At 69.1% G+C, this 21,398-nt stretch carries 13 protein-coding genes; 3 read left to right on the top strand and 10 right to left on the bottom strand.

Going from position 1 to position 21,398, the window contains the following annotated elements:
• Window positions 1-81: 81 nt before the first annotated feature.
• From ACZ7L1_RS00860 to ngcE, 5 genes are all read right to left on the bottom strand, one after another.
• The gene (locus ACZ7L1_RS00860) at window positions 82-1,188 is read right to left on the bottom strand and encodes a sugar ABC transporter substrate-binding protein (RefSeq protein WP_471433046.1); all 1,107 of its coding nucleotides are present in this window, start codon (window positions 1,186-1,188) and stop codon (window positions 82-84) included.
• 122 nt (window positions 1,189-1,310) lie between these two features.
• Window positions 1,311-2,510, bottom strand: coding sequence for an ROK family transcriptional regulator (locus ACZ7L1_RS00855; RefSeq protein WP_471433517.1), 1,200 nt, complete (start codon window positions 2,508-2,510; stop codon window positions 1,311-1,313).
• Window positions 2,511-2,748: 238 nt separating this feature from the next.
• Window positions 2,749-3,672, bottom strand: a complete 924-nt coding sequence (locus ACZ7L1_RS00850; protein WP_471433044.1) for a carbohydrate ABC transporter permease — start codon at window positions 3,670-3,672, stop codon at window positions 2,749-2,751.
• A gap of 2 nt (window positions 3,673-3,674) precedes the next feature.
• Window positions 3,675-4,601 carry a carbohydrate ABC transporter permease gene (locus tag ACZ7L1_RS00845; protein WP_471433043.1) on the bottom strand — a complete coding sequence of 309 codons (927 nt, stop codon included), beginning with the start codon at window positions 4,599-4,601 and terminating at the stop codon, window positions 3,675-3,677.
• Window positions 4,602-4,719: 118 nt separating this feature from the next.
• Window positions 4,720-6,174, bottom strand: coding sequence for an N-acetylglucosamine/diacetylchitobiose ABC transporter substrate-binding protein (gene ngcE, locus ACZ7L1_RS00840; protein WP_471433042.1), 1,455 nt, complete (start codon window positions 6,172-6,174; stop codon window positions 4,720-4,722).
• A gap of 459 nt (window positions 6,175-6,633) precedes the next feature.
• Here ngcE and ACZ7L1_RS00835 point away from each other — a divergent pair, with 459 nt between their 5' ends.
• Window positions 6,634-10,437, top strand: coding sequence for a GH92 family glycosyl hydrolase (locus tag ACZ7L1_RS00835; RefSeq protein WP_471433041.1), 3,804 nt, complete (start codon window positions 6,634-6,636; stop codon window positions 10,435-10,437).
• Window positions 10,438-10,504: 67 nt separating this feature from the next.
• Here ACZ7L1_RS00835 and ACZ7L1_RS00830 read toward each other — a convergent pair whose 3' ends face one another.
• Window positions 10,505-13,780, bottom strand: a complete 3,276-nt coding sequence (locus ACZ7L1_RS00830; RefSeq protein ID WP_471433040.1) for a GH92 family glycosyl hydrolase — start codon at window positions 13,778-13,780, stop codon at window positions 10,505-10,507.
• Between the two features lie 523 nt (window positions 13,781-14,303).
• On the opposite strand from ACZ7L1_RS00830, the gene ACZ7L1_RS00825 reads away from it, so the two are divergent.
• Window positions 14,304-14,669, top strand: coding sequence for a hypothetical protein (locus ACZ7L1_RS00825; protein ID WP_471433039.1), 366 nt, complete (start codon window positions 14,304-14,306; stop codon window positions 14,667-14,669).
• Window positions 14,670-14,921: 252 nt separating this feature from the next.
• Here ACZ7L1_RS00825 and acnA read toward each other — a convergent pair whose 3' ends face one another.
• Complete coding sequence (acnA, locus tag ACZ7L1_RS00820) at window positions 14,922-17,639, bottom strand: aconitate hydratase AcnA (RefSeq protein ID WP_471433038.1); 2,718 nt, start codon at window positions 17,637-17,639, stop codon at window positions 14,922-14,924.
• A gap of 289 nt (window positions 17,640-17,928) precedes the next feature.
• Here acnA and ACZ7L1_RS00815 point away from each other — a divergent pair, with 289 nt between their 5' ends.
• Entirely contained in the window at window positions 17,929-19,458 is a 1,530-nt protein-coding gene (locus ACZ7L1_RS00815; RefSeq protein ID WP_471433037.1) for a helix-turn-helix domain-containing protein, read from the top strand.
• Here the strand turns inward: ACZ7L1_RS00815 and ACZ7L1_RS00810 are convergent.
• The 3 genes from ACZ7L1_RS00810 to ACZ7L1_RS00800 form a co-directional block, all read right to left on the bottom strand.
• Window positions 19,382-19,972 carry an MmyB family transcriptional regulator gene (locus tag ACZ7L1_RS00810; protein ID WP_471433036.1) on the bottom strand — a complete coding sequence of 197 codons (591 nt, stop codon included), beginning with the start codon at window positions 19,970-19,972 and terminating at the stop codon, window positions 19,382-19,384. The two genes, ACZ7L1_RS00815 and ACZ7L1_RS00810, sit on opposite strands and share 77 nt — an antisense overlap.
• A 113-nt stretch (window positions 19,973-20,085) precedes the next feature.
• Window positions 20,086-20,703, bottom strand: a complete 618-nt coding sequence (locus ACZ7L1_RS00805) for a TOPRIM nucleotidyl transferase/hydrolase domain-containing protein (protein WP_471433035.1) — start codon at window positions 20,701-20,703, stop codon at window positions 20,086-20,088.
• Between the two features lie 213 nt (window positions 20,704-20,916).
• On the bottom strand, window positions 20,917-21,345 hold the full coding sequence (locus tag ACZ7L1_RS00800) for a DUF6299 family protein (protein WP_471433034.1): 429 nt from the start codon (window positions 21,343-21,345) through the stop codon (window positions 20,917-20,919).
• Window positions 21,346-21,398 lie beyond the last annotated feature (53 nt).

The raw sequence follows: 21,398 nt of genomic DNA, 5'->3' as shown, positions 1-21,398 counted from the left end.
CCCGCCCGGCAGCGGGGTTGGAGAGCCGGGGCGGGCGTCGGCGGAGGCTTCGCGGGACCGCGGAATCTTCGACCCGAGGGCTTACTCGAGGCCGGCGGCCTTGCAGGCCTTGGCGAACTCGGCGGTGCAGATGTCCTGGACGCTCCAGAGCCCGTCCTTGACCACCGTGTCCTTGATGTTGGCCTTGGTGACCGACACCGGGGTCAGCAGCGTCGAGGGCACCTTGTCGCCGGAGCCGCTCGTCAGCGTGGTGGTGGCCAGGGACTTGACGTCCTTGCCCTCGAGCAGGTCCACCGCGAGCTGGGCGGCGGTCTCGGCCTCGGGCTTGTAGGCCTTGTAGACGGTGGCCGACTGCGTGCCGGCGACGATGCGCTGGATGGCCGCGAGCTCAGCGTCCTGGCCCGTCAGCGGGATGCCGCTGATACCGGCGCCCTTGAGGGTGGTGGCGATACCGCCGGCCATGCCGTCGTTGGCGGAGTAGACGCCCGCGACGTTCTTGGCACCCAGCTGGGTGATGGCCGCCGACATCTTCTGCGCGGCGACGGTGTCCTTCCACAGGCCGGACTGCTCGTAGGCGATGGTGACCTTGCCGTCGAGGGCCTTGTGGGCGCCCTGCTTGAACTGCGCGGCGTTCGGGTCGGCGTCGTCACCGTTGACCATGACGATCTTCGACTGCTTGTTCGCCTTGGAGCCGAGCGCGTCGAGCAGCGCCTGGCCCTGGAGCTCGCCGACCTTGACGTTGTCGAAGGAGACGTACGCGGAGACCGGGCCCTGGGCGAGGCGGTCGTAGGCGACGACCTTGATGCCCTTGTTCACGGCGGTCTGGATGGAGGACTTGATGGCGGCAGAGTCCTGGGCGCTGATCGCGATGACCTTGACGCCCTTGGTGATCATGCTGCTGACCTGCTGGGCCTGCTTGGCGGCGTCGCCGGCCGCGTTCGCGTACTCGACGTTGCAGTCCGAGCACAGCTCCTTGACCTTGGCCTCGAAGAGGGGCTTGTCGAACTTCTCGTAGCGGGCGGTGACGCTGTCGGGGAGCAGCAGACCGATGGTCTTGCCGCCCGAGCCGCTACCGCTGCCGCTACCGGAGTCGCTCTTCTTGTCGCCGGCCTTGCCGCAGGCGGCCAGCGTCACGGCCATGGAGACCGCGGTGGCGCCGATCACGACTCTACGCATCGTTGCGTTCATTTGGGGGTGCCTCCCTGACAGGGCCGCAGCGCTGCGGCCGAGGTGGCTGGAAGTCAACTCGTCCACACGTGCGACGTCAAGAAGTAAATACTTAACGAGATGGCAACGGCGTCATGCGTTTTCTAAATGAAGGCGGGTGCGGCAGCCGTCGTCGTACCGTCCAATAGGGTCGAATCGCCCATCTCGCTCAGCGCGAGAGCGAGTGCCCCGAGCACCTCCGCGCGGCCCCCGAGGGCTCCGGGCAGCACCGACAGCTGACGTGCCGCACTGGGGATGGCGTAGCGGCCGACGGACTCCCTGATGGGTCCCAGCACCAACTCGCCGGCCTCGGCGAGATCGCCGCCGAGGACCACACGGCTGGGATTCAGCAGATTGCACAGGTTGGCCACTCCGCTGCCGACGTGGCGGCCGACATCGGCGATCACCCGACGGCAGCCCGGATCCCCGTCCCGCGCCAGCCTCACCACGTCCTCCATGGTGAGGTCCAAGCCGTGGCTGGGCTGGAGCAGCGGGAGCACGTACCGCGCCGACGCGAAGGTCTCCAGACAGCCCCGGTTGCCGCAGCGGCAGACGGGACCGGATTCATCGAGAGTGATATGGCCGATTTCTCCCGCTGTGCCGCCAGGCCCGCGGTAGATCTTGCCGTCGATCACCAATCCGGCGCCGACACCGCTCGCCACCTTGATGTACGCCAGGTCCTTGACGCCTCGGCCGCTGCCCCAGACCAGCTCGCCGAGGGCGCCGAGGTTGGCGTCGTTGTCCACGTGCACCGGCACGCCGAGCCGCCCCCGCAGCTCCTCGGCGGGTTTGGTGCCGGTCCAGCCCGGCAGGATGGCCGTGGAGCCGAGTGTGCCCGACTCGACATCGATGGGGGCGGGCACACCGACGCCCACCCCCGCGATCTTGGACCGGCTCACTCCGGTGGCGTCGATCAGCCTGCTGACCAGCTCTTCCGCCCGGTCGAAGCCCTGTGCGGCGGAGGCGTCCACATCCAGGGGCTCGGACTCCTCGGCGAGCACCTGATGGGCGAGGTTCCCGATCGCGACGCGCAAATGGGTGTGCCCGAAATCGACGCCGATGACGATGCCGGCGTCACCGCTGAGGGAGACGCTGCGGGCCCTGCGGCCACCCGCTGAGGTAGGCGTGACCTCGACGGTTCCGCCGTCCTTCAGCTCCCGAACGATATTGGAGACGGTCGCCGCGGACAGACCGGTCGTCCTCGCGATCTCGGCCTGGGTCAACGACCCGGCAAGGCGCACCGCCCGGACGACGCGTTCCAGATTTGCCCGATGCAGCGACGACTGCGATCCCGGAGTCTCCATCGACTCATCCACTCCTGCCCTCAGCGCGGCGGCCTTGGCCCGCCCCTGTGACCCGGAGCCCAGCAGCGGGATCCGGGTCACGTACAAGTTGTGAACTCCAAGCTCCGCTGAACGGGTTACCGCAGTCAAGTCCTTGACGGAAATCGGGAGAGATCAAAAAGAGGGCGGACGGACACACCGGCGCCGTCCCCGGTTCACGGGGAAGACGCCGGCAGGCAGGGGCGGAGAAAGTCGATCACTACTTCAGGGCGCCCGCCGTCAGGCCCTGGACCACCTGCCTCTGGAAGACGATGTAGGCCGCGAGGACCGGCAGCATCGCCATCACCAGGCCGGCGAAGAGTCCGGACCAGTCGCCCTTGTATCCCTGGCTGGCCGCCAGCTGCACCAGGCCCTGGGTGAGGACGCGCTTGTCGGGGTCGGTGTTCAGGACCGTCGGGAGCATGTACTGGTTCCACTGGCCCAGGAAGTTGAAGATTCCCACGCTGATCAGGCCCGGCTTGGCCATCGGCAGCATGATCTGGAAGAACGTACGGGAGTGCGAGGCCCCGTCCACGAACGCGGCCTCGGCCACCGAGGTGGGCAGCGAGCGGAAGAACGCGGTCAGGAAGAACACCGTGAAGGGCAGCGAGTAGGCGATGTAGACGAGGATCAGCCCGTGGATCGTGTTCAGCAGCCCCATGTTGTTCACGACGTAGAACAGCGGGACCAGCGCCAGCATGATGGGGAAGCTCATGCCGCCGATGAACAGGTAGTAGATGAACCGGTTGCCCGGGAAGTCGAAGCGGGCGAGGACGTACGCCGCCATCGAGCCGAGCACCAGGGTGCCGATGAGCGAACCGCCCACCACCAGGACGGTGTTGAGGAAGTAGTCACTCATGTTGGCGTCGGTCCAGGCCCGCGCCCAGTTCTCGAAGTGCAGCCTGTCCGGCAGCGACCAGGGCGAGTCGAAGATCGAGCGGTCGTCCTTGAAGGAGGTCATCACCGCCCACAGCAGCGGCATGACGACCATGAACGCCCACAGGATCAGCATGCCGTGCGAGAAGACGTTCAGGACGGTGCCCTCCCGCTTCGCCCGGGGCGGCCCGCCGACCGGGGTGTCCGCCTTTGCGACGGGGACGTGCGGTTCGGCCGGGTTCGGGGCGGGGGTCTCGGTGGTCTCCATGGTCAGTACTCCAGCCGCTCACGCCGGCCCAGCCGCATCACGACCGCCGCGAACAGCAGCGTGACGACGAGCAGGGCGACACCGATCGTGGTTGCGTAGGCGGCCTGACCGTCGCGGAAGGCCTTCTGGTAGACGTACAGCACCATGACGGTGGTCGAGTAGTCCGGCCCGCCCGGCCCGGTCGTCATGATCTGTACGACCGCGAACGACTCCGCGCCCAGGGCGAGGATGCCCATGTACACCCAGCCGGACTGCACGGTGTCCCACAGCAGCGGCAGGGTGATCCGGAAGAACGTGGTGGTGCGGTTCGCCCCGTCCAGGAGCGCCGCCTCGTACAGGTCCGCCGGTACGGAGGCCATGCCCGCGGAGAACAGGACCACGAAGAAGCCGACCGTGGACCAGACGAGGACCGCCATCACGCACCACAGGGCGAGGCCCGGATCGCCGAGCCACAGCGGCTGGACGCTTCCGAGCCCGATGCCGCGCAGCAGCGAGTTGACGGCGCCACTGTCCGGGTTGTACGCGAAAGCGAACAGCAGGGCGACGATCGCGATGGAGAGCACCTGCGGGAAGAAGTAGACGATCTTGTAGAAGGACGAGCCGCGGACACCGGAGATCACCGGCCCGCCCTTCCGCCGCCGCCCACCCACGTTGATCATGAAGGCGAGGAACAGCGCGAGACCGATCGTCACCGGCGGCAGCACCAGCGCGAACAGCAGGCTGTGCCACAGCGACTTCCAGAAGATGTCGTCGTGGATCATCCGCGTGTAGTTGTCGAAGCCCACCATCTGGAACTCGGGGCTCAGGCCGGTCCAGTCCGTGAACGAGTAGTAGATGGACTGGATGAACGGCCAGACGACGAAGAGCGCGTACAGGCCGAGGGGAACCGTCAGGAACCCCACGATGAACCGGTACTTGCCGTGATGCATGGCTACCGACCCCGATCCGGCCGTGCGGGCGGCCGCCTCCGCTGCCGCTGACGGACCTGCCGCTGACAGGCCTGCCCCTGGCAGACCTGCCCCTGGCAGACCTGCCCCTGACGGGCCCTCACTGGTGCTTGTAGTGCTTGATCGACGTGTCCTTGGCGGTCTCGTCGGCGAAACCCTGGATCCGCTTGATGGCCTCGGCCGGGGTGATACGGCCCGCCATCATCTCGCCTAGGCCGGACACGCCGATCTTCTCCTTCTGCAGCTGCACGTACCAGTCCTGCAGCCGCGGGTTCAGGACGTTGCTTCCTGCCTTCTCCAGCGCGGCCACACCCGACTTCAGACCCGGGGTGAGGCTGATGCCCGTGGTGCCGCCGTTGAACGCCGTCAGCGACTTGACCTTGGTGGTGAAGTTCTTCGAGGACGCCTCGCTGAGCATGATGCGCAGCTGCTCCATACCGCCCGCGGGGTTCTGTGCCTTGGCCGGGACGATGAAGGGCTCGCCACCGGAGGCCCAGATGGTGCCGAAGGGCAGCTTGTCGGAGGAGTCGATGCCGGAGGGCGCGGAGACGGCCAGGTTGAAGTCCGCGGGGATGACGTTCGCCGACTCGTTCTCCACCCAGGAGCCGTTCGGGATGAACAGCGCCTTGCCCTGGGCCCAGGCGGTCTGCGACTGGATGTGGTCCAGACCCGGCGTGCCCTTGAGGATGTAGCCCTTCTTGTAGAGCTCGTAGTACGCCTCGAAGCAGGCCTTGACGGCGGGGTGCTTCCAGGCGTTCGGCTCCAGGTTGTCGATGGCGTCGAGGACCTCACGGCCACCGACCTTGCCGATCATCGGGTACAGGGAGAAGGGGATGTAGTACGGGTACTTGCCGGCGTAGGTCCAGCCCGCGATGCCCTTCTTCTTGGCCTTTTCGCAGACCTTGAGCATCTCGTCCCAGGTCTCGGGGTACTTCTCGTCGAGCGAGTCGAGGAGCTTCTGCGAGTACCAGACGCCGTAGACCGTGTAGGCGTAGTACATGATCCATACGGGGTTGCCGTCGAACTGGCCCATCTCGACGATGCCGGGACGCAGTGTGTCGCGGACCTTCTTCGACGGGTCGTCGTAGGAGGGGGCGTCGAGGAGCGGGGTGAGGTCGGCGAGCTGGTTGCGGCTGACGAGGACGCCCATGTCCATCTGCTCGGCACCGGAGTTGTCGATGAGGTCCGGCGGGTTGCCCTGGTTGAAGCGCGGCTGCAGGGTGGACTGGATCTTCTGGGTGGCGGAGAACTTCACCTTCGCCTTGGGGAAGTCCTTCTGGTAGATCTTGACCGCGTCCTGGGCGTACTCCTTGCCGAAGCCGCCGTCGAAGAGCACGAACTCCATCTGTGCCGTGTCGTTGACGCCGAGGGGGTTCTGCTTGGTCTTCTTGCCCGCCTTGGCCTTGTCCTGGCCGCCGCCCCCGCTGCTGGCGCAGGCGGACAGGAAGCTCATCGTGGGGACGGAGACCAGGCCCAGCGCGACGGAACGCTTGATCAGGCTGCGGCGTCCGACGCCTTCGGGGGTGGTGGTGTGCTCGCCGGAAGTGGATCCCATGCTCAAGTGCTCGCCTTCTCCAGGACTCAGGCGGTGCACCGGCTTCTCCCCGGCACCGCGGTGATGGTGAAGCAGGGGTCGTGCATGAGCGATTCAGGGGGACGGTGCGGCGGTGGTTCGTTCTCGAGTCGGTCCGCCGCCTCCCGCTTTCCCCGGGTCGTGCCTGTCCACAGCCGTCGTACGGCAAGATGACGGCTGCCCGGACGCCGACAGGTATAGTCCACTCTCCGTCGCCGGAGCAATATCGCAAGCAAGGTTGCCACCGTGCGTTTCCGAGTTGAGACCTCGTGGAAATACGGAGTGCCCGCCCGGCTCTCGAACGCGATACCCATTGCATTGAGCCCGAATGCCACAGCCAACGCCCTTGACATCACTGGTCACTTGACCACCTACTGGTCCTTGCGCAGGCGAAGTGACAACGTTGTCCATTCTCAACAGGCGCAGGGAGGGTGCTCGCGCATGCAGCACAGATCTCGGCACAGATGGGCTCCTACGGCGGTCGTGGCAACGGCCGCCTTCGCGTTGCTGGTGGCGGCCCAGGGCGCGGCGGTGGCCCTGCCCGGCGAAGCGGCTGCCGCGGACCGCGAGTTCGCTTCCTCCTTCGAGCCAGGGGATCCGGCCCCGACGTGGCTGAACGCAGTGGACACGACGGCGGACGGCACCAAGCGGGCGTCCGGCGTGGACGGAGGGTACACGACGGGCATTCCGGGCAATGTGACCGATGAGGTGACCGATGTCCGGGCCAGCGTCGAGAACACGGACGCCGGCGAGGTCGCGGACAACCTGATCGACGGCGAGCCGGGCACCAAGTGGCTGACGTTCGCGCCGACGGGCTGGACGGAGTTCGACCTGGACGAGCCGGTCAAGGTGGTGACGTACGCGCTGACCTCGGCCAACGACCACGCCGAGCGGGACCCGGCCGACTGGACCCTTGAGGGGTCCACCGACGGCAAGGACTGGAAGACGCTGGACACCCGCACCGGTGAATCGTTCGACCAGCGCTTCCAGACCAGGTCGTTCGATCTCGCCGAGCCGGCCGAGTACGCGCACTTCCGGCTGGACATCACCAGGAACCACAGCGGCGGCATACTGCAGCTCGCCGATGTGCAGTTCTCCACGAGCAGCAGCACCGACCCCACGCCGAAGGACATGCGCACGCTGGTGGACCGCGGTCCGCTCGGCTCCCCCACCGCCAAGGCGGGTGCCGGCTTCACGGGCAAGCGGGCGCTGCGCTACTCCGGGTCGCACACCGCCGACGGGCGGGCGTACTCGTTCAACAAGGTCTTCGACGTGAACGTACGCGTCGAGCGGGACACGCAGTTGTCGTACCGGATCTTCCCGGCGATGGCGGACGGCGACCGGGACTACGACGCCACCGACGTCTCGGTCGACCTGGTCTTCACCGACGGCACCCACCTCAGTGACCTCGGCGCGCTCGACCAGCACGGCTTCCCGCTGAGCCCCACGGGACAGGGTGCGGCGAAGGTGCTGTACGTCAACCAGTGGAACGACGTGGTCTCGCAGATCGGTTCGGTGGCGGCCGGCAAGACCGTGGACCGGATCCTGGTGGCGTACGACTCGCCGAAGGGGCCGGCGAAGTTCCGCGGCTGGCTGGACGACCTCGCGCTGAAGCCCGCGCCCCCGGACAAGCTCAGGGCGCACCTGTCCCACTACGCGGTGACCACCCGTGGCACCAACTCCAGCGGCTCCTTCTCCCGGGGCAACGACTTCCCGGCCACCGCGCTGCCGCACGGCTTCAACTTCTGGACGCCGGTGACCAACGCCGGCTCGCTGAGCTGGTTGTACGACTACGCACGGGCCAACAACTCCGACAATCTGCCCACGATCCAGGCCTTCAGCGCGAGTCATGAGCCGAGCCCGTGGATGGGTGACCGGCAGACGTTCCAGGTGATGCCGTCGGCCGCGTCCGGCACTCCGGACACCGGGCGTAGCGCGCGGGCGCTGCCGTTCCGGCACGAGAACGAGATCGCGCGCCCCTACTACTACGGCGTGACCTTCGAGGGCGGACTCAAGGCGGAGATGACGCCGACGGACCACGCGGCGGTGCTGCGGTTCACCTATCCCGGCGACGACGCGAGCGTGATCTTCGACAATGTGACCGAGCAGGCGGGGCTCACCCTCGACAGGGCGGGCGGGGTCGTGACCGGCTTCTCGGACGTGAAGTCCGGTCTGTCGACGGGCGCCACGCGCCTGTTCGTGTACGGCGTGTTCGACGCGCCGGTGACGGACGGGGCGGCCTCGGGCGTGAAGGGCTATCTGCGCTTCAAGCCGGGCGCCGACCACACGGTCACGCTGCGCCTCGCCACCTCCCTCATCAGCATCGACCAGGCGAAGGACAATCTGCGCCAGGAGATCCCGGACGGCACCTCGTTCGACGACGTCAGGGCACGCGCCCAGGGGACGTGGGACAAGCTGCTCGGCACCATCGAGGTCGAGGGCGCGACCACCGACCAGCTCACGACGCTGTACTCGTCGATGTACCGGCTGTACCTCTACCCCAACTCGGGCTTCGAGAAGGTGGGATCGGCCTACCGGTACGCCTCCCCGTTCTCCCCGATGCCGGGCCCGGACACCCCCACGCACACCGGGGCGAAGATCGTCGACGGCAAGGTGTACGTCAACAACGGCTTCTGGGACACCTACCGGACGACCTGGCCCGCGTACTCCTTCCTGACACCGGCTCAGGCGGGCGAGCTGGTCGACGGCTTCGTGCAGCAGTACAAGGACGGCGGCTGGACCTCCCGCTGGTCCTCCCCCGGCTACGCGGACCTGATGACGGGCACCTCGTCGGACGTGGCGTTCGCCGACGCCTATGTGAAGGGCGTGAAGTTCGACGCTCAGGCCGCCTACGACGCGGCGGTGAAGAACGCGACGGTCCTGCCGCCGTCGTCCGGGGTGGGCCGCAAGGGCATGGCCACCTCACCGTTCCTCGGCTACACCAGCACCGCCACCCGCGAGGGCCTGTCGTGGGCGATGGACGGTTACATCAACGACTACGGCATCGCCAGGATGGGCCAGGCCCTGTACGAGAGGACCGGCAAGCAGCGCTACGAGGAGGAGTCGGCCTACTTCCTCAACCGCGCCCGGGACTACGTCGACCTCTTCGACTCGAGGGTGGGCTTCTTCCAGGGCCGCGGCGCGCAGGGCGACTGGCGGCTGGATCCGTCGAAGTACGACCCGCGCGTGTGGGGCTACGACTACACGGAGACCAACGGGTGGGGCTTCGCCTTCACGGTCCCGCAGGACAGCCGGGGCCTTGCCAACCTGTACGGCGGCCGGGCGAAGCTGGCGGACAAGCTGGACGAGTACTTCGCGACACCGGAGACGGCCTCTCCTCAGTTCGTGGGTTCATACGGCAGCGTCATCCACGAGATGACGGAGGCCCGGGACGTGCGGATGGGCATGTACGGGCACTCCAACCAGCCCGCGCATCACGTGATCTACATGTACGACGCGGCGGGTCAGCCCTGGAAGGCGCAGGAGAAGGTCCGCGAGGTGCTCTCCCGCCTGTACACCGGCAGCGAGATCGGGCAGGGCTACCACGGCGACGAGGACAACGGCGAGCAGTCGGGCTGGTACGTCTTCTCGGCGCTGGGCTTCTACCCGCTGGTGATGGGCAGCGGCGAGTACGCCATCGGGTCCCCGCTGTTCACCAAGGCCACCGTGCACCTGGAGAACGGCAGGGACCTGGTCATCAAGGCCCCGAGGAACAGCGCGCGGAACGTCTACGTCCAGGGCCTGAGGGTCGACGGCAAGGAGTGGACGTCGACATCGCTGCCGCATTCCCTGCTCTCCCGGGGCGGAGTGCTGGAGTTCGACATGGGTCCGCGGCCCTCGGCCTGGGGCACCGGCAAGAACGCGGCACCGGTGTCCATCACGCGGGACGACGAGGTGCCCTCACCGCGGGCGGACGCGCTCAAGGGTGACGGTCCGCTCTTCGACAACACCTCGGTGACGGAGGCGGCCGTGACGAGCGTGGACCTGCCGATCACGGGCGACACCAAGGCGGTGCAGTACACGCTGACGTCCCCGGCGGACCGCGCGTCGGCCCCCACGGGCTGGACCCTGGAGGCCTCCGATGACGGCACGCAGTGGACGACCCTGGACCAGCGGTCGAGCGAGTCGTTCACCTGGGACCGGCAGACGAGGGTGTTCTCCATCCCGCACCCCGGCACGTACGCGCACTACCGCCTGACCTTCACGACGGAGTCGACGCTGGCGGAGGTGGAGCTGCTGGCCTGACGTCACGCCGGCACGGAGGAGGGGCGGGCCAACCCGGGTCCGCCCCTTCGCGCTGAAACAGCGGTGATCAGCCGGTGGCGAGGGTGAACACGTGCAGGTCGGTGTCGTCCGGCAGCGTCACGCTCCTGATGCTCCTGCCGGCGGGGGCCTCGAAGGGCCGGGTGGCGAAGACGTAGGTCGCCACCGGGTCCTTGTCGGCGCCTGCGACGTTGCGGTACGCCGTCTTCGCGACCACCTCGTTGCCGTACTGGACGGTGCCGCCGCCTCCGCCGACGGTCCAGTCGGTGAAGGAGAGGTCGATGCTGTCGCTGGTGCCGTCGGTGTAGGTCACGGTCGCCTTGGTCTGCTGGTTGCCGTTGACGGCGCTGCCGACGAAGCTCACTTTCGCTGCGGGGCCGGTGAGCTCGATGGTCTGTCCGGTCGCGGACGCGTTGTCCGGTCGGCCGCTCGGCGAGTTCGGCCAGGTGAAGGTCAGACCGTCCACCGTGCCCTGCCTGCCCGCCGTCAGACCGGCGTCCGCCAGGGCCTGGCGGGAGTAGCTCCAGCCGCCGCCGTCGTAGTCGGCCTCGTCGTGGTCGCCCTGGTCGTCCGAGACACCGGTGTTGTTGTAGGCGGCGAGCAGTGTGCCGGGGGCCGCGACCGTCAGCGCCACCGGTTGGACGGAGGAGGTGCCGTCGGAGGTCACGGTGACCCTGACGTCGTGGAAGCCCTGCCGGGCCGACGGGTCTGCGGTCAGGGTGATCTCCTGGGCGCCGTCCTTGACCGTGCCCTGGGCGGGGTCGGCCGTCACCCCGTCCGGGGTGTCGACCGTGAACCGCACCTCGGGGCCCGTGCCGCCGCTCAGGGCCAGGGCGCGGATACCGATCCGGGTGCTGCCGCCGGGGGCGAGGGTCGCGGTGGTCGGGCCGACGCCGATCTGGTACGGCTGCTCGCCCTCGCGGAAGGACGGCGGCGCGTCGGCGGGGTCGCCGCCCCAGGAACGGTCCGGCACGGTGGAGAGGGTGTAGTCGAGCCGGCCGCCGTCACGGACGAAGGACGCGGGCAGCCAGGGGCGTTCGGTGAGGTGCCCGTCGACTCTGAGGGACTGGATGTACGGGGCGTCCCCGGCCGCGCTCTCGGCCCGGACCTCGATGTCGTTGCCGTGGGGGCGGTGGATCAGGACGCGCGGGAAGAGCGGGGAGGCGAGGACGAGTTCGGCGCGGGACGGCACCTGCGGGTACATGCCGAGCGCCGAGAAGACGTACCAGGACGACATGGCGCCGAGGTCGTCGTTGCCGGGGATGCCCTCGGGCCTGGTCGACCACAGCTCGGTCATCGCCGCCCGTACCGTCTCCTGGGTCTTGTAGGGCGCGCCCGCGTAGTCGTACAGGTAGGGGGTGTTGATCGACGGCTCGTTGTCCAGCTCCGCCTTGTCGCCGCCGCTGCCGGTGAACGCCCAGCCGCCGTGGGCGTCGTGGAAGAAGGCGTCGAGGCGGACGAGTGCCTTGTCACGGCCGCCCATCGCCGCGAACAGCCCCGCCGGGTTGTGCTGCACCATCCAGGTGTACTGGGCCGCCGTGCCCTCCACGAAGCCGTTGCCGGTCGACGGGGTGAAACCGGTGACCCAGCTGCCGTCCGCCTTTCGGCCCGCGATGTAGCCGCCACCGGGGTCGGCGGCCAGGTTGAAGTTGTTCTGCCACCACTCGGAACGGCGTGCGAAGGCCGCTGCGGTGTCCTTCTCCCCCGCCGCCTGGGCAAGCTGGGAGAGCGAGAAGTCCGCCGTGGACATCTCCAGGGTTTCGGCCGCGCCGCCCCAGGCGTTGGAGACGGACGGCATGTAGTGGTGCTCCAGGTACTTGTCCAGGGACGGGCGCTGCCCCACCGACAACACCGGCTTGCCCGCCGGCGAGAGGTCCTGCTCGGTCGGGACAGTCGCCGCCTTCACCAGCGAGTCCAGTGCGCCGCGCAGGTCGAAGCGCGTGCCGCCGAAGGCGCGGATGCCGGCGAGGGCGGTCGGTGCGGGGTCGCCGTTCATGACGTGGGTGCCGCTCGCGCCGTGCAGCCAGCGATCCCACACTCCCCCGTTCTGCCGGGCCAGTTCGTACAGGGACTGCGCTATGTCGGAACCGGTGTCCGGGTTCAGCAGGGTCAGCAGTTGCACCTGGTCGCGGTAGACGTCCCAGCCGGAGAAGGTGCCGTACTGGGCCTGGTGGCCGGGGCTCACCCGGTGCACCTGGCCGTCGCTGCCGCGGTAGCGCCCGTCGGCGTCGCTGATCACGTTCGGATGCAGCAGGGCGTGGTAGAGCGCGGTGTAGAAGGTGGTGCGCTCCTGGTCGGTGCCGCCGCCGACCCGTATCGCGCCCAGGCGGTCACGCCAGGCCCGCCGAGCCGCGTGCTCGACGGACTCGAAGGACCGACCCTCGGGGTTCTCGGCCCGCAGGTTGGCCTCCGCTCCCGCCTGGCCGACGTAGGAGATGCCGACCTTGACGTTCACCGGATCCGGACCCGGTGCGAACTGGACGTATCCGCCCGCTCCCTTGCCCGCGACGGGACGGCCGCCGTGCGAGAAGCCTCCCGTGTCACCGGTCGTGTGCGTCGAGCCCGGGTTCAGCTTGTCGTCCTGCCAGGTGCCGGTCGCCGTGAAGGCGCGGTCGAAGCGGGCCGTGAAGTAGAGCGTGTAGTAGCTGCGCCGCCCCTCTGGATCGAGGTAGCCGCAGAAGTCGCCGGAGGTGACGGAACCGGACACCGTGCGGGTCTCCGGGTCGATGGTGACCGTCGAATCCGAGGAGCCCACTTCGGAGTTGGCGGTGCGGATCAGCAGCGAGGCCGGTCTGCCCTCGGGGAAGGTGAAGCGGGCCGAGCCGGTGCGCGCGGTCGCCGTCAGGTCGGCCGTGACACCGGAGGAGAGGCCCACCGTGTAGTGACCGGGCTCGGCCCTCTCGTCGGCGTGCGTGAAGTCGGCCGCGTACACGGCGTCCTTGGTGTCGCTCGCCGGTGAGGAGGTGACCTCGCCCGCGTACGGGAAGAACGGGACGTCGCCGCTGCCGCCCGCGCAGCCGGTGCCGGACATGTGGGTGAGGCTGAAGCCGCGGATGCGGGTGGCGTCGTACTGGTAGCCGCCGGGCGCGGCCGTTCTCGTCGCGTCGCCCCGGGTGTTCTCGGGGCTCCAGGACAGCATGCCGAACGGGACGACGGCGCCGGGGAAGACGTTGCCGCCGTTCCGGGTGCCGATGAGCGGGTCGACGTACGCGGTGGGGTCACGCACCAGGTCGGGTGATGGTCGGGCGCCCGCGGCGAGCGCGGGGGTGGCGCCGCCGACCGCCAGGGCGGCGGCCAGCAGCAGGGATGTCGGACGGAAACGCATGACGCGGCCCCTCCTCCTTCGGACGGGTCGCGCACCACGGGTCGCACAAGCCGCAGGGACAGTAGCGTGCGCGGGGCGCACGGCGGAAGACCGTCTGCGGAAGGCCGCCTACGGAAGGGCGCATACGGAAGGCCGCTTCTGGAACGCCACTTCTGGAAGCCGTCGTTCGGCCGGAGCACCGGGATGCCCCCTTGAGAGTGAACCGCACCGGAGACCCTTGACATCGTTGTCCGCCGCCGAGGTACAGTCATGTACAGACCATTCGACAACGTTGTCGCCTCCACCGGTCGACACAAGCCATCAGACCCCGGTCCGGCCTACTCCCCCCGGGCCGGGCCGGCTCGCGGACCGGGTGGCACGCACAGCGGCCACCCGGTCCGCCCAGAGGCCCGGACCCCCCGTCGGCCCCCAACCGTCACTCGTGGGAGCGGTGTTCACTGCTCCGGGGCGCGCGCGGGGCAACCCCAGTGCTCTCGTGGTCATCTACCTGTACGAACGCGATGACCGGGGAGAAGGACGGGTTGTGCACGGTTCCGGTGCGGACGGTGGCCGCGAGAAGGCCACCGCCGGCTCCTGGTGGGCGCCCGCGGTGGCGAACCTTCTGATCGGCGTGCTGGCGATCGTCCCCGGCGTGTGCGTCCGGTGGCTGCTGAACAGGTACCTGCTGCTCCACTGCGTCACCGGGTTCGGCTGCGGCGGCTCGACACCGGGCCAGACCGTCGGTATGACGCTCGGCGCGGTGCTGGGCGGGGGGTTCGTCCTCGGGATGGTGCTGGTGGTGGACGTCCTCATGCCGTGGCAGGAGGGCCGACCGCTGCACCTGTGGCTCGGCATGACGACCCTGGTGCCGGCGCCGTTCGCGGTGGCGCAGGTGGCGGGATGGATCTAGGGCTCCCCGTCAACGACCTTTCATGGATGGGCAGTTCGATCGTGAACTCCGTACGGCCCGGAACGCTCCACGGATCGGACCGCCTGGGGAAGCGGGAGTGCCGGACATGGTGTCATCCTGCCCCGGTCCGCCGAGGAAACCCTGTGTCCGCACTGAGCACCGGCGATGTCCCCGTTCGGGCGGCGGTGCGAAGACGGCGGAGGGCCGCACCCCCGGGCGGGGGTGCGGCCCTCGACTGCCGTGCCGGATCGCCTACTTGCGGATCAGGCTGCGCAGCACGTACTGCATGATGCCGCCGTTGCGGTAGTAGTCGGCCTCACCGGGGGTGTCGATGCGGACGACCGCGTCGAACTCGACACCGGTGTCGGTGGTGACCTTGACCGTGCGCGGCGTGGTGCCCTCGTTGAGCTCGGTGACGCCGGTGATGGAGAAGGTCTCCTCACCCGTCAGGCCGAGGCTCGCGGCGGACTGGCCCTCGGGGAACTGCAGCGGCAGGACGCCCATGCCGATGAGGTTCGAGCGGTGGATGCGCTCGTACGACTCGGCGATGACGGCCTTGACGCCGAGGAGCGCGGTGCCCTTGGCCGCCCAGTCGCGGGACGAGCCGGAGCCGTACTCCTTGCCGGCCAGGACGACCAGCGGGATGCCGGCGGCCTGGTAGTTCTGCGAGGCGTCGTAGATGAAGGAGACCGGCCCGCCCTCCTGGGTGAAGTCGCGGGTGTAGCCGCCCTCGGTGCCCGGCGCGATCTGGTTGCGCAGGCGGATGTTGGCGAACGTACCGCGGATCATCACCTCGTGGTTGCCGCGGCGGGAACCGTAGGAGTTGAAGTCGCGGCGCTCGACACCGTGCTCGGTGAGGTACTTGCCGGCCGGGGTGTCGGCCTTGATCGCGCCGGCCGGGGAGATGTGGTCGGTGGTGACCGAGTCGCCGAGCTTGGCGAGGACGCGGGCGCCGGTGATGTCCTCGACCGGGGCCGGCTCCATGCCCATGCCCTCGAAGTACGGGGGCTTGCGGACGTAGGTGGACTCCGGGTCCCACTCGAAGGTGTTGCCGGTCGGGACCGGGAGGGACTGCCACTGGGCGTCGCCGGCGAAGACGTCGCTGTAGGACTTGGAGAACATGTCCTCGCCGATGGCGTTGGCGACGACCTCGTCGACCTCGGCCTCGGAGGGCCAGATGTCCTTCAGGTAGACCGGGTTGCCGTCCTGGTCGGTGCCCAGCGCCTCCTTGGTGATGTCCACCTTCATGGAGCCCGCGATGGCGTAGGCGACGACCAGCGGCGGGGACGCCAGGTAGTTCATCTTGACGTCGGGGTTGATACGGCCCTCGAAGTTCCGGTTGCCGGAGAGGACCGAGGTGACCGCGAGGTCGTGGTCGTTGACGGCCTTGGAGACCTCCTCCGGCAGCGGGCCGGAGTTGCCGATGCAGGTGGTGCAGCCGTAACCGACCAGGTTGAAACCGACCTTGTCCAGGTACGGGGTCAGGCCCGCCTTGTCGAAGTAGTCGGTGACGACCTTGGAACCCGGGGCGAGGGTGGTCTTGACCCACGGCTTGCGGGTCAGGCCCTTCTCGACCGCCTTCTTGGCCACCAGGGCGGCGGCGACCATGACGTAGGGGTTCGAGGTGTTGGTGCAGGAGGTGATGGCGGCGACGGTGACGGCGCCGTGGTCCAGCTCGTACGTCGTGCCGTCGGGGGCGGTGACCGGGACGGGGTTCGACGGGGCGCCGTTGGGGGCGACGGCCGGGGCGTCGGAGGCCGGGAAGGACTCCTGGCCCGCCTCGTCCACGACGTCGACGTAGTTGCGGACGTCCTGCTTGAACTGCTCGGCGGCGTTCGCGAGGACGATGCGGTCCTGCGGGCGCTTCGGGCCGGCGATCGAGGGGACGACCGTGGACAGGTCCAGCTCGAGCTTCTCGGAGAAGTCCGGCTCGGCCTTCGGGTCCAGCCAGAGGCCCTGCTCCTTGGCGTAGGCCTCGACGAGGGCGAGCTGCTGCTCGGAGCGGCCGGTGAGCTTCAGGTACTTGATGGTCTCGTCGTCGATCGGGAAGATCGCGGCGGTGGAGCCGAACTCCGGCGACATGTTGCCGATGGTGGCGCGGTTGGCCAGCGAGGTGGCGGCGACGCCCTCGCCGTAGAACTCGACGAACTTGCCGACCACACCGTGCTTGCGGAGCATCTCGGTGATGGTGAGCACGAGGTCGGTGGCGGTGGTGCCCGGCTGCAGCTCACCGGTGAGCTTGAAGCCGACGACGCGCGGGATGAGCATGGAGACCGGCTGGCCGAGCATCGCGGCCTCGGCCTCGATGCCGCCGACGCCCCAGCCGAGGACGCCGAGGCCGTTGACCATCGTGGTGTGGGAGTCGGTGCCGACCAGGGTGTCCGGGTAGGCCTTGCCGTCACGGACCATCACCACGCGGGCGAGGTGCTCGATGTTGACCTGGTGGACGATGCCGGTGCCCGGGGGGACGACCTTGAACTCGTCGAAGGCGGTCTGGCCCCAGCGCAGGAACTGGTAGCGCTCCTTGTTGCGGCCGTACTCCAGCTCGACGTTGACCTTGAAGGCGTCGTTCGTGCCGAACTTGTCGGCGATGACGGAGTGGTCGATGACCAGCTCGGCCGGCGCCAGCGGGTTGATCTTCGCCGGGTCGCCGCCCAGCTCCTTGACGGCCTCGCGCATGGTGGCGAGGTCCACGACACAGGGCACGCCGGTGAAGTCCTGCATGATCACGCGGGCCGGCGTGAACTGGATCTCCTGCGACGGCTGGGCCTGGGAGTCCCAGTTGCCGAGGGCGCGGATGTGGTCGGCGGTGATGTTCGCGCCGTCCTCGGTGCGGAGCAGGTTCTCCAGCAGGACCTTGAGGCTGTAGGGCAGGCGGGCCGAGCCCTCCACCTTGTCCAGCCGGAAGATCTCGTACGACTCGTCGCCCACCTGCAGCGTGCTGCGGGCGTCGAAGCTGTTCGCCGACACGACAGTCTCCTTCATTGATGTGCGCGTACCACCACGATCCTGCCGCCACGGCATCTCGGCCGATCCGCTAAGGTCAGGCTAAGTTAGGTAACCCTTACCAGAGCGGCTACTGCGGTACGCCTCGGCAGATATCTCGATGTCGAGATAACTCTAGTACATGGGGCCCGGTAGGTCATGCGCGACCGGAGCCTGCCGCGACACACCCCTGCCACCAGGCATCACTCCGCTCTCTTCACTCGAATGGACCCCACAAGATGCCGCATCTCATATCTGAGATAACCTCAGTCTCATGTCAGACGACTACCTCGTACGCATCGGCAAGCTCATCCGTGTCGCACGCCAGCACCGTGGCCTGACCCAGGCGCAGCTCGCCGAGGCACTCGGTACCAGTCAGAGCGCCGTCAACCGCATCGAGCGGGGCAACCAGAACCTCAGCCTTGAGATGATCGCCCGCATCGGGGACGCCCTGGAGAGCGAGATCGTGTCCCTGGGCTACGCGGGCCCCATGCATCTGCGCGTGGTCGGCGGTCGCCGGCTCTCCGGCGCGATCGACGTCAAGACGAGCAAGAACGCCTGCGTGGCGCTGCTGTGCGCCTCGCTGCTCAACAAGGGGCGCACGGTGCTGCGGCGCGTCGCCCGCATCGAGGAGGTCTACCGCCTGCTGGAGGTGCTCAGCTCGATCGGTGTACGAACCCGGTGGATCAACGAGGGAGTCGATCTGGAGATCGTCCCGCCCGCGGACCTCGACCTGGACGCCATCGACGCCGAGGCCGCCCGCCGTACGCGGTCCATCATCATGTTCCTCGGGCCGCTGCTGCACCGCTTCGACCGCTTCAAACTGCCGTACGCGGGCGGCTGCGACCTCGGGACGCGCACCATCGAGCCGCACATGATCGCGCTGCGCCGGTTCGGGCTCGAGGTCACCGCCACGGAGGGGCTGTACCACGCGGTGGTGGACAGGTCCGTCTCCCCCGGCCGGGCGATCGTCCTGACCGAGCGCGGCGACACCGTGACCGAGAACGCGCTGCTGGCCGCCGCACGGCACAACGGCGTCACGGTCATCCGCAACGCCTCCTCCAACTACATGGTCCAGGACCTGTGCTTCTTCCTCGAGGCGCTCGGCGTCGAGGTCGAAGGCATAGGCACCACCACGCTCACCGTCCACGGCGTACCGACCATCGACGTCGATGTCGACTACTCCCCCTCCGAGGACCCGGTCGAGGCGATGAGCCTGCTGGCCGCCGCAGTGGTCACCGAGTCGGAACTGACGGTGCGCCGAGTGCCGATCGAGTTCCTGGAGATCGAGCTCGCGGTGCTGGAGGAGATGGGGCTCGACCACGACCGCACGCCCGAGTACTCCGCCGACAACGGCCGCACGCGGCTGGTGGACCTGACCGTGCGGCCCTCCAAGCTGGAGGCGCCGATCGACAAGATCCACCCGATGCCGTTCCCCGGCCTGAACATCGACAACGTGCCGTTCTTCGCGGCCATCGCGGCCTCCGCGCAGGGCAAGACGCTGATCCACGACTGGGTCTACGACAACCGGGCCATCTACCTGACCGACCTCAACCGCCTGGGCGGGCGCCTGCAGTTGCTCGACCCGCACCGGGTCCTGGTCGAGGGCCCGACCCGCTGGCGCGCCGCCGAGATGATGTGCCCGCCCGCGCTGCGCCCCGCCGTGGTCGTCCTGCTGGCGATGATGGCGGCGGAGGGCACGTCCGTGCTGCGCAACGTGTACGTCATCAACCGCGGCTACGAGGACCTGGCGGAGCGGCTGAACTCGGTGGGGGCGCAGATCGAGATCTTCCGGGACATCTGACGACCGGTCGCTGAGATCGTGCGGTGCGGCGCTCACCGGTCTTGTCGGTGGAGGCCGCCGTACCACCGGTGGGCTGGGCCGCGTCCGTGGCGGCCCAGGAAGCGAGCAGGCGCAGAGTCTCTTCGGAGGGCGAGCCCGGCTCGGCGGTGTAGATGGTGAGGCCGAGCCCGGCCGCGCCGACCAACTCCGCGCTCTGCCAGGCGAGGCTGAGGTCGCCGACGACCGGGTGGTGGAACCGCTTCGAACCGGTGCCGTGATGGCGGACGTTGTGGGTGCCCCAACGGCTGCGGAGGACGTCGCTGCGGGTGGACGGCTCGCCGACCGGGTCGTGGAGGTCCCGGTCGTGGGGGTCGCGGCCGGCGGCGGGGCGCAGGATGGCGACGGTCTGGTCGGCCACCTGCGCCCAGTCCGCGTAGAAGCGCTGTGCGGCGGGGTCGAGGAAGGCGTACCGGGCCAGGTTCGGCGGCCGTCGCCCGGTGGTGTGCAGGTCGCGGCCAGACAGTGGACTCCGCACCCGAGCCTGCGGTGGACGCTTGGACGCGATCACCGCAGGAGCGGCATTCGTCTGCAACAACCGCATCGATCCGCTCGCCGCCAACCAGCTCGCCCGCAGGCGTCGCCCAGCGGTCAGAGGCTGGTGAGCAGGCCGTCGAGTGGGGCGGGTATGCGGTCGGTGTCGAGGGCCTCGCCGAGGACACGGCCGTAGTGGATCTTGCGCCCCTTCTTCGTGCCGAGGAAGCGCCGCAACTGCTGCTGCGAGGTGCGGCCCCGCTGTGCGGGCTGGCGAAGGAAGGTCTCCCAGGCGCGCAGGTCGCCCTGCGCCCGGACGAGTTCCTCCACCCGTGTCACGCCCAGCGCACGGATGAGCTCGTCCTCCAGATCCGCCGCGCAGACGAAGAACCCTTGCTGTGCTGCACCGGCCCGCTCCCAAGCGCGGACGTAGTAGCGGCGCTCCGCCTGGTCGCACAGTCCCGTGAGGCGGAGGCCCAGGCCGGGTGGCCCGAGGAGGCCGGCGAAGCGCCCGACGCTCATCGCACCGCCCATCGGAAGGACGCAGACGCCTTCGGCCGCCAGGTCCCGGCCGCGGCCGACGGCCAGCGCGTCGACCGCCGCCGCATCGCTCAGCCCCTCGAGCAGGACGGCCGCCCGGACGGGCAGCCGCACGGCGAGCTCGCGCGCGGGGTCGCCGGGGCCGCCGGCCGCCCAAGCGGTGACCGCCTCCCGGAACGACCGCATGTCAGCCATGAGGCCGAGTCTCCGCCCTTCCCCGCCACGGCGCCAGGGGATTTCCGCCGGCACGTCGACCGGCGGTGAGCAGCCGGGCCCAGCGGTCCGGCCGCGCCCGCGCAGTTTGGGGGTCTCCTGGGACTCCTCCTCCGGGACTTCCGGTCGCCGTCCCCGGCCGCCCGGTCGGGCTCTCCGCGTTCGACCCTGAACCGGCCGACGCCCCGGCGCAGATCAGTCCTTCGCCGTCACGGTGACATCCTGGCGGCGGACCGCGTGGAAGCGGGGCAGCGGGAGCCCGGAGCCGTTCAGTTCCATCAGCGTGGCCTCGACGTGGGCGCGGCCCGGGGTGTACGCGCCCTGGCGGGTCTCGGAGTTGGTCCAGCGGTGCTCGGCGCCGTCGCACACGGCCGGGGTGCCGCCGACACCGTGCTGCACGCGGGAGGCGCCCTGGGAGATCGAGGAGGACACGAAGACCGGGCCCCCGGTGCCGCCGGCACAGCGGTAGGTGCCGGAGAGGGTGAGCGTGCCGTCGGGCGCCAGGTACCCGGTCGGGTCGACGCTCACCTCGTCGGGCGCCGCGGAGAGGGCACACGCGGCGGGGGCGGCGGACAGGAGCAGAGCGGTACCGACGACCGGCCCGGCGAGCTGGCGCAGGAACATGGGAGCACCTCCTGGACTGGGGGGTTCCACAGGTACCGGGAGGCTCCGGTGCC

Source organism: Streptomyces sp. NPDC107546, assembly GCF_055639175.1.
This window is presented reverse-complemented; position numbering and strand designations above follow the sequence as displayed.

Excerpts from the sequence above, each read along its gene's own strand:
- ACZ7L1_RS00860 (WP_471433046.1), bottom strand. The coding sequence starts at position 1,188 with ATGAACGCAACGATGCGTAGAGTCGTGATCGGCGCCACCGCGGTCTCC.
- ACZ7L1_RS00855 (WP_471433517.1), bottom strand. The coding sequence starts at position 2,510 with ATGGAGACTCCGGGATCGCAGTCGTCGCTGCATCGGGCAAATCTGGAA.
- ACZ7L1_RS00850 (WP_471433044.1), bottom strand. The coding sequence starts at position 3,672 with ATGGAGACCACCGAGACCCCCGCCCCGAACCCGGCCGAACCGCACGTC.
- ACZ7L1_RS00845 (WP_471433043.1), bottom strand. The coding sequence starts at position 4,601 with ATGCATCACGGCAAGTACCGGTTCATCGTGGGGTTCCTGACGGTTCCC.
- ngcE (WP_471433042.1), bottom strand. The coding sequence starts at position 6,174 with ATGGGATCCACTTCCGGCGAGCACACCACCACCCCCGAAGGCGTCGGA.
- ACZ7L1_RS00835 (WP_471433041.1), top strand. The coding sequence starts at position 6,634 with ATGCAGCACAGATCTCGGCACAGATGGGCTCCTACGGCGGTCGTGGCA.
- ACZ7L1_RS00830 (WP_471433040.1), bottom strand. The coding sequence starts at position 13,780 with ATGCGTTTCCGTCCGACATCCCTGCTGCTGGCCGCCGCCCTGGCGGTC.
- ACZ7L1_RS00815 (WP_471433037.1), top strand. The coding sequence starts at position 17,929 with ATGTCAGACGACTACCTCGTACGCATCGGCAAGCTCATCCGTGTCGCA.
- ACZ7L1_RS00805 (WP_471433035.1), bottom strand. The coding sequence starts at position 20,703 with ATGGCTGACATGCGGTCGTTCCGGGAGGCGGTCACCGCTTGGGCGGCC.
- ACZ7L1_RS00800 (WP_471433034.1), bottom strand. The coding sequence starts at position 21,345 with ATGTTCCTGCGCCAGCTCGCCGGGCCGGTCGTCGGTACCGCTCTGCTC.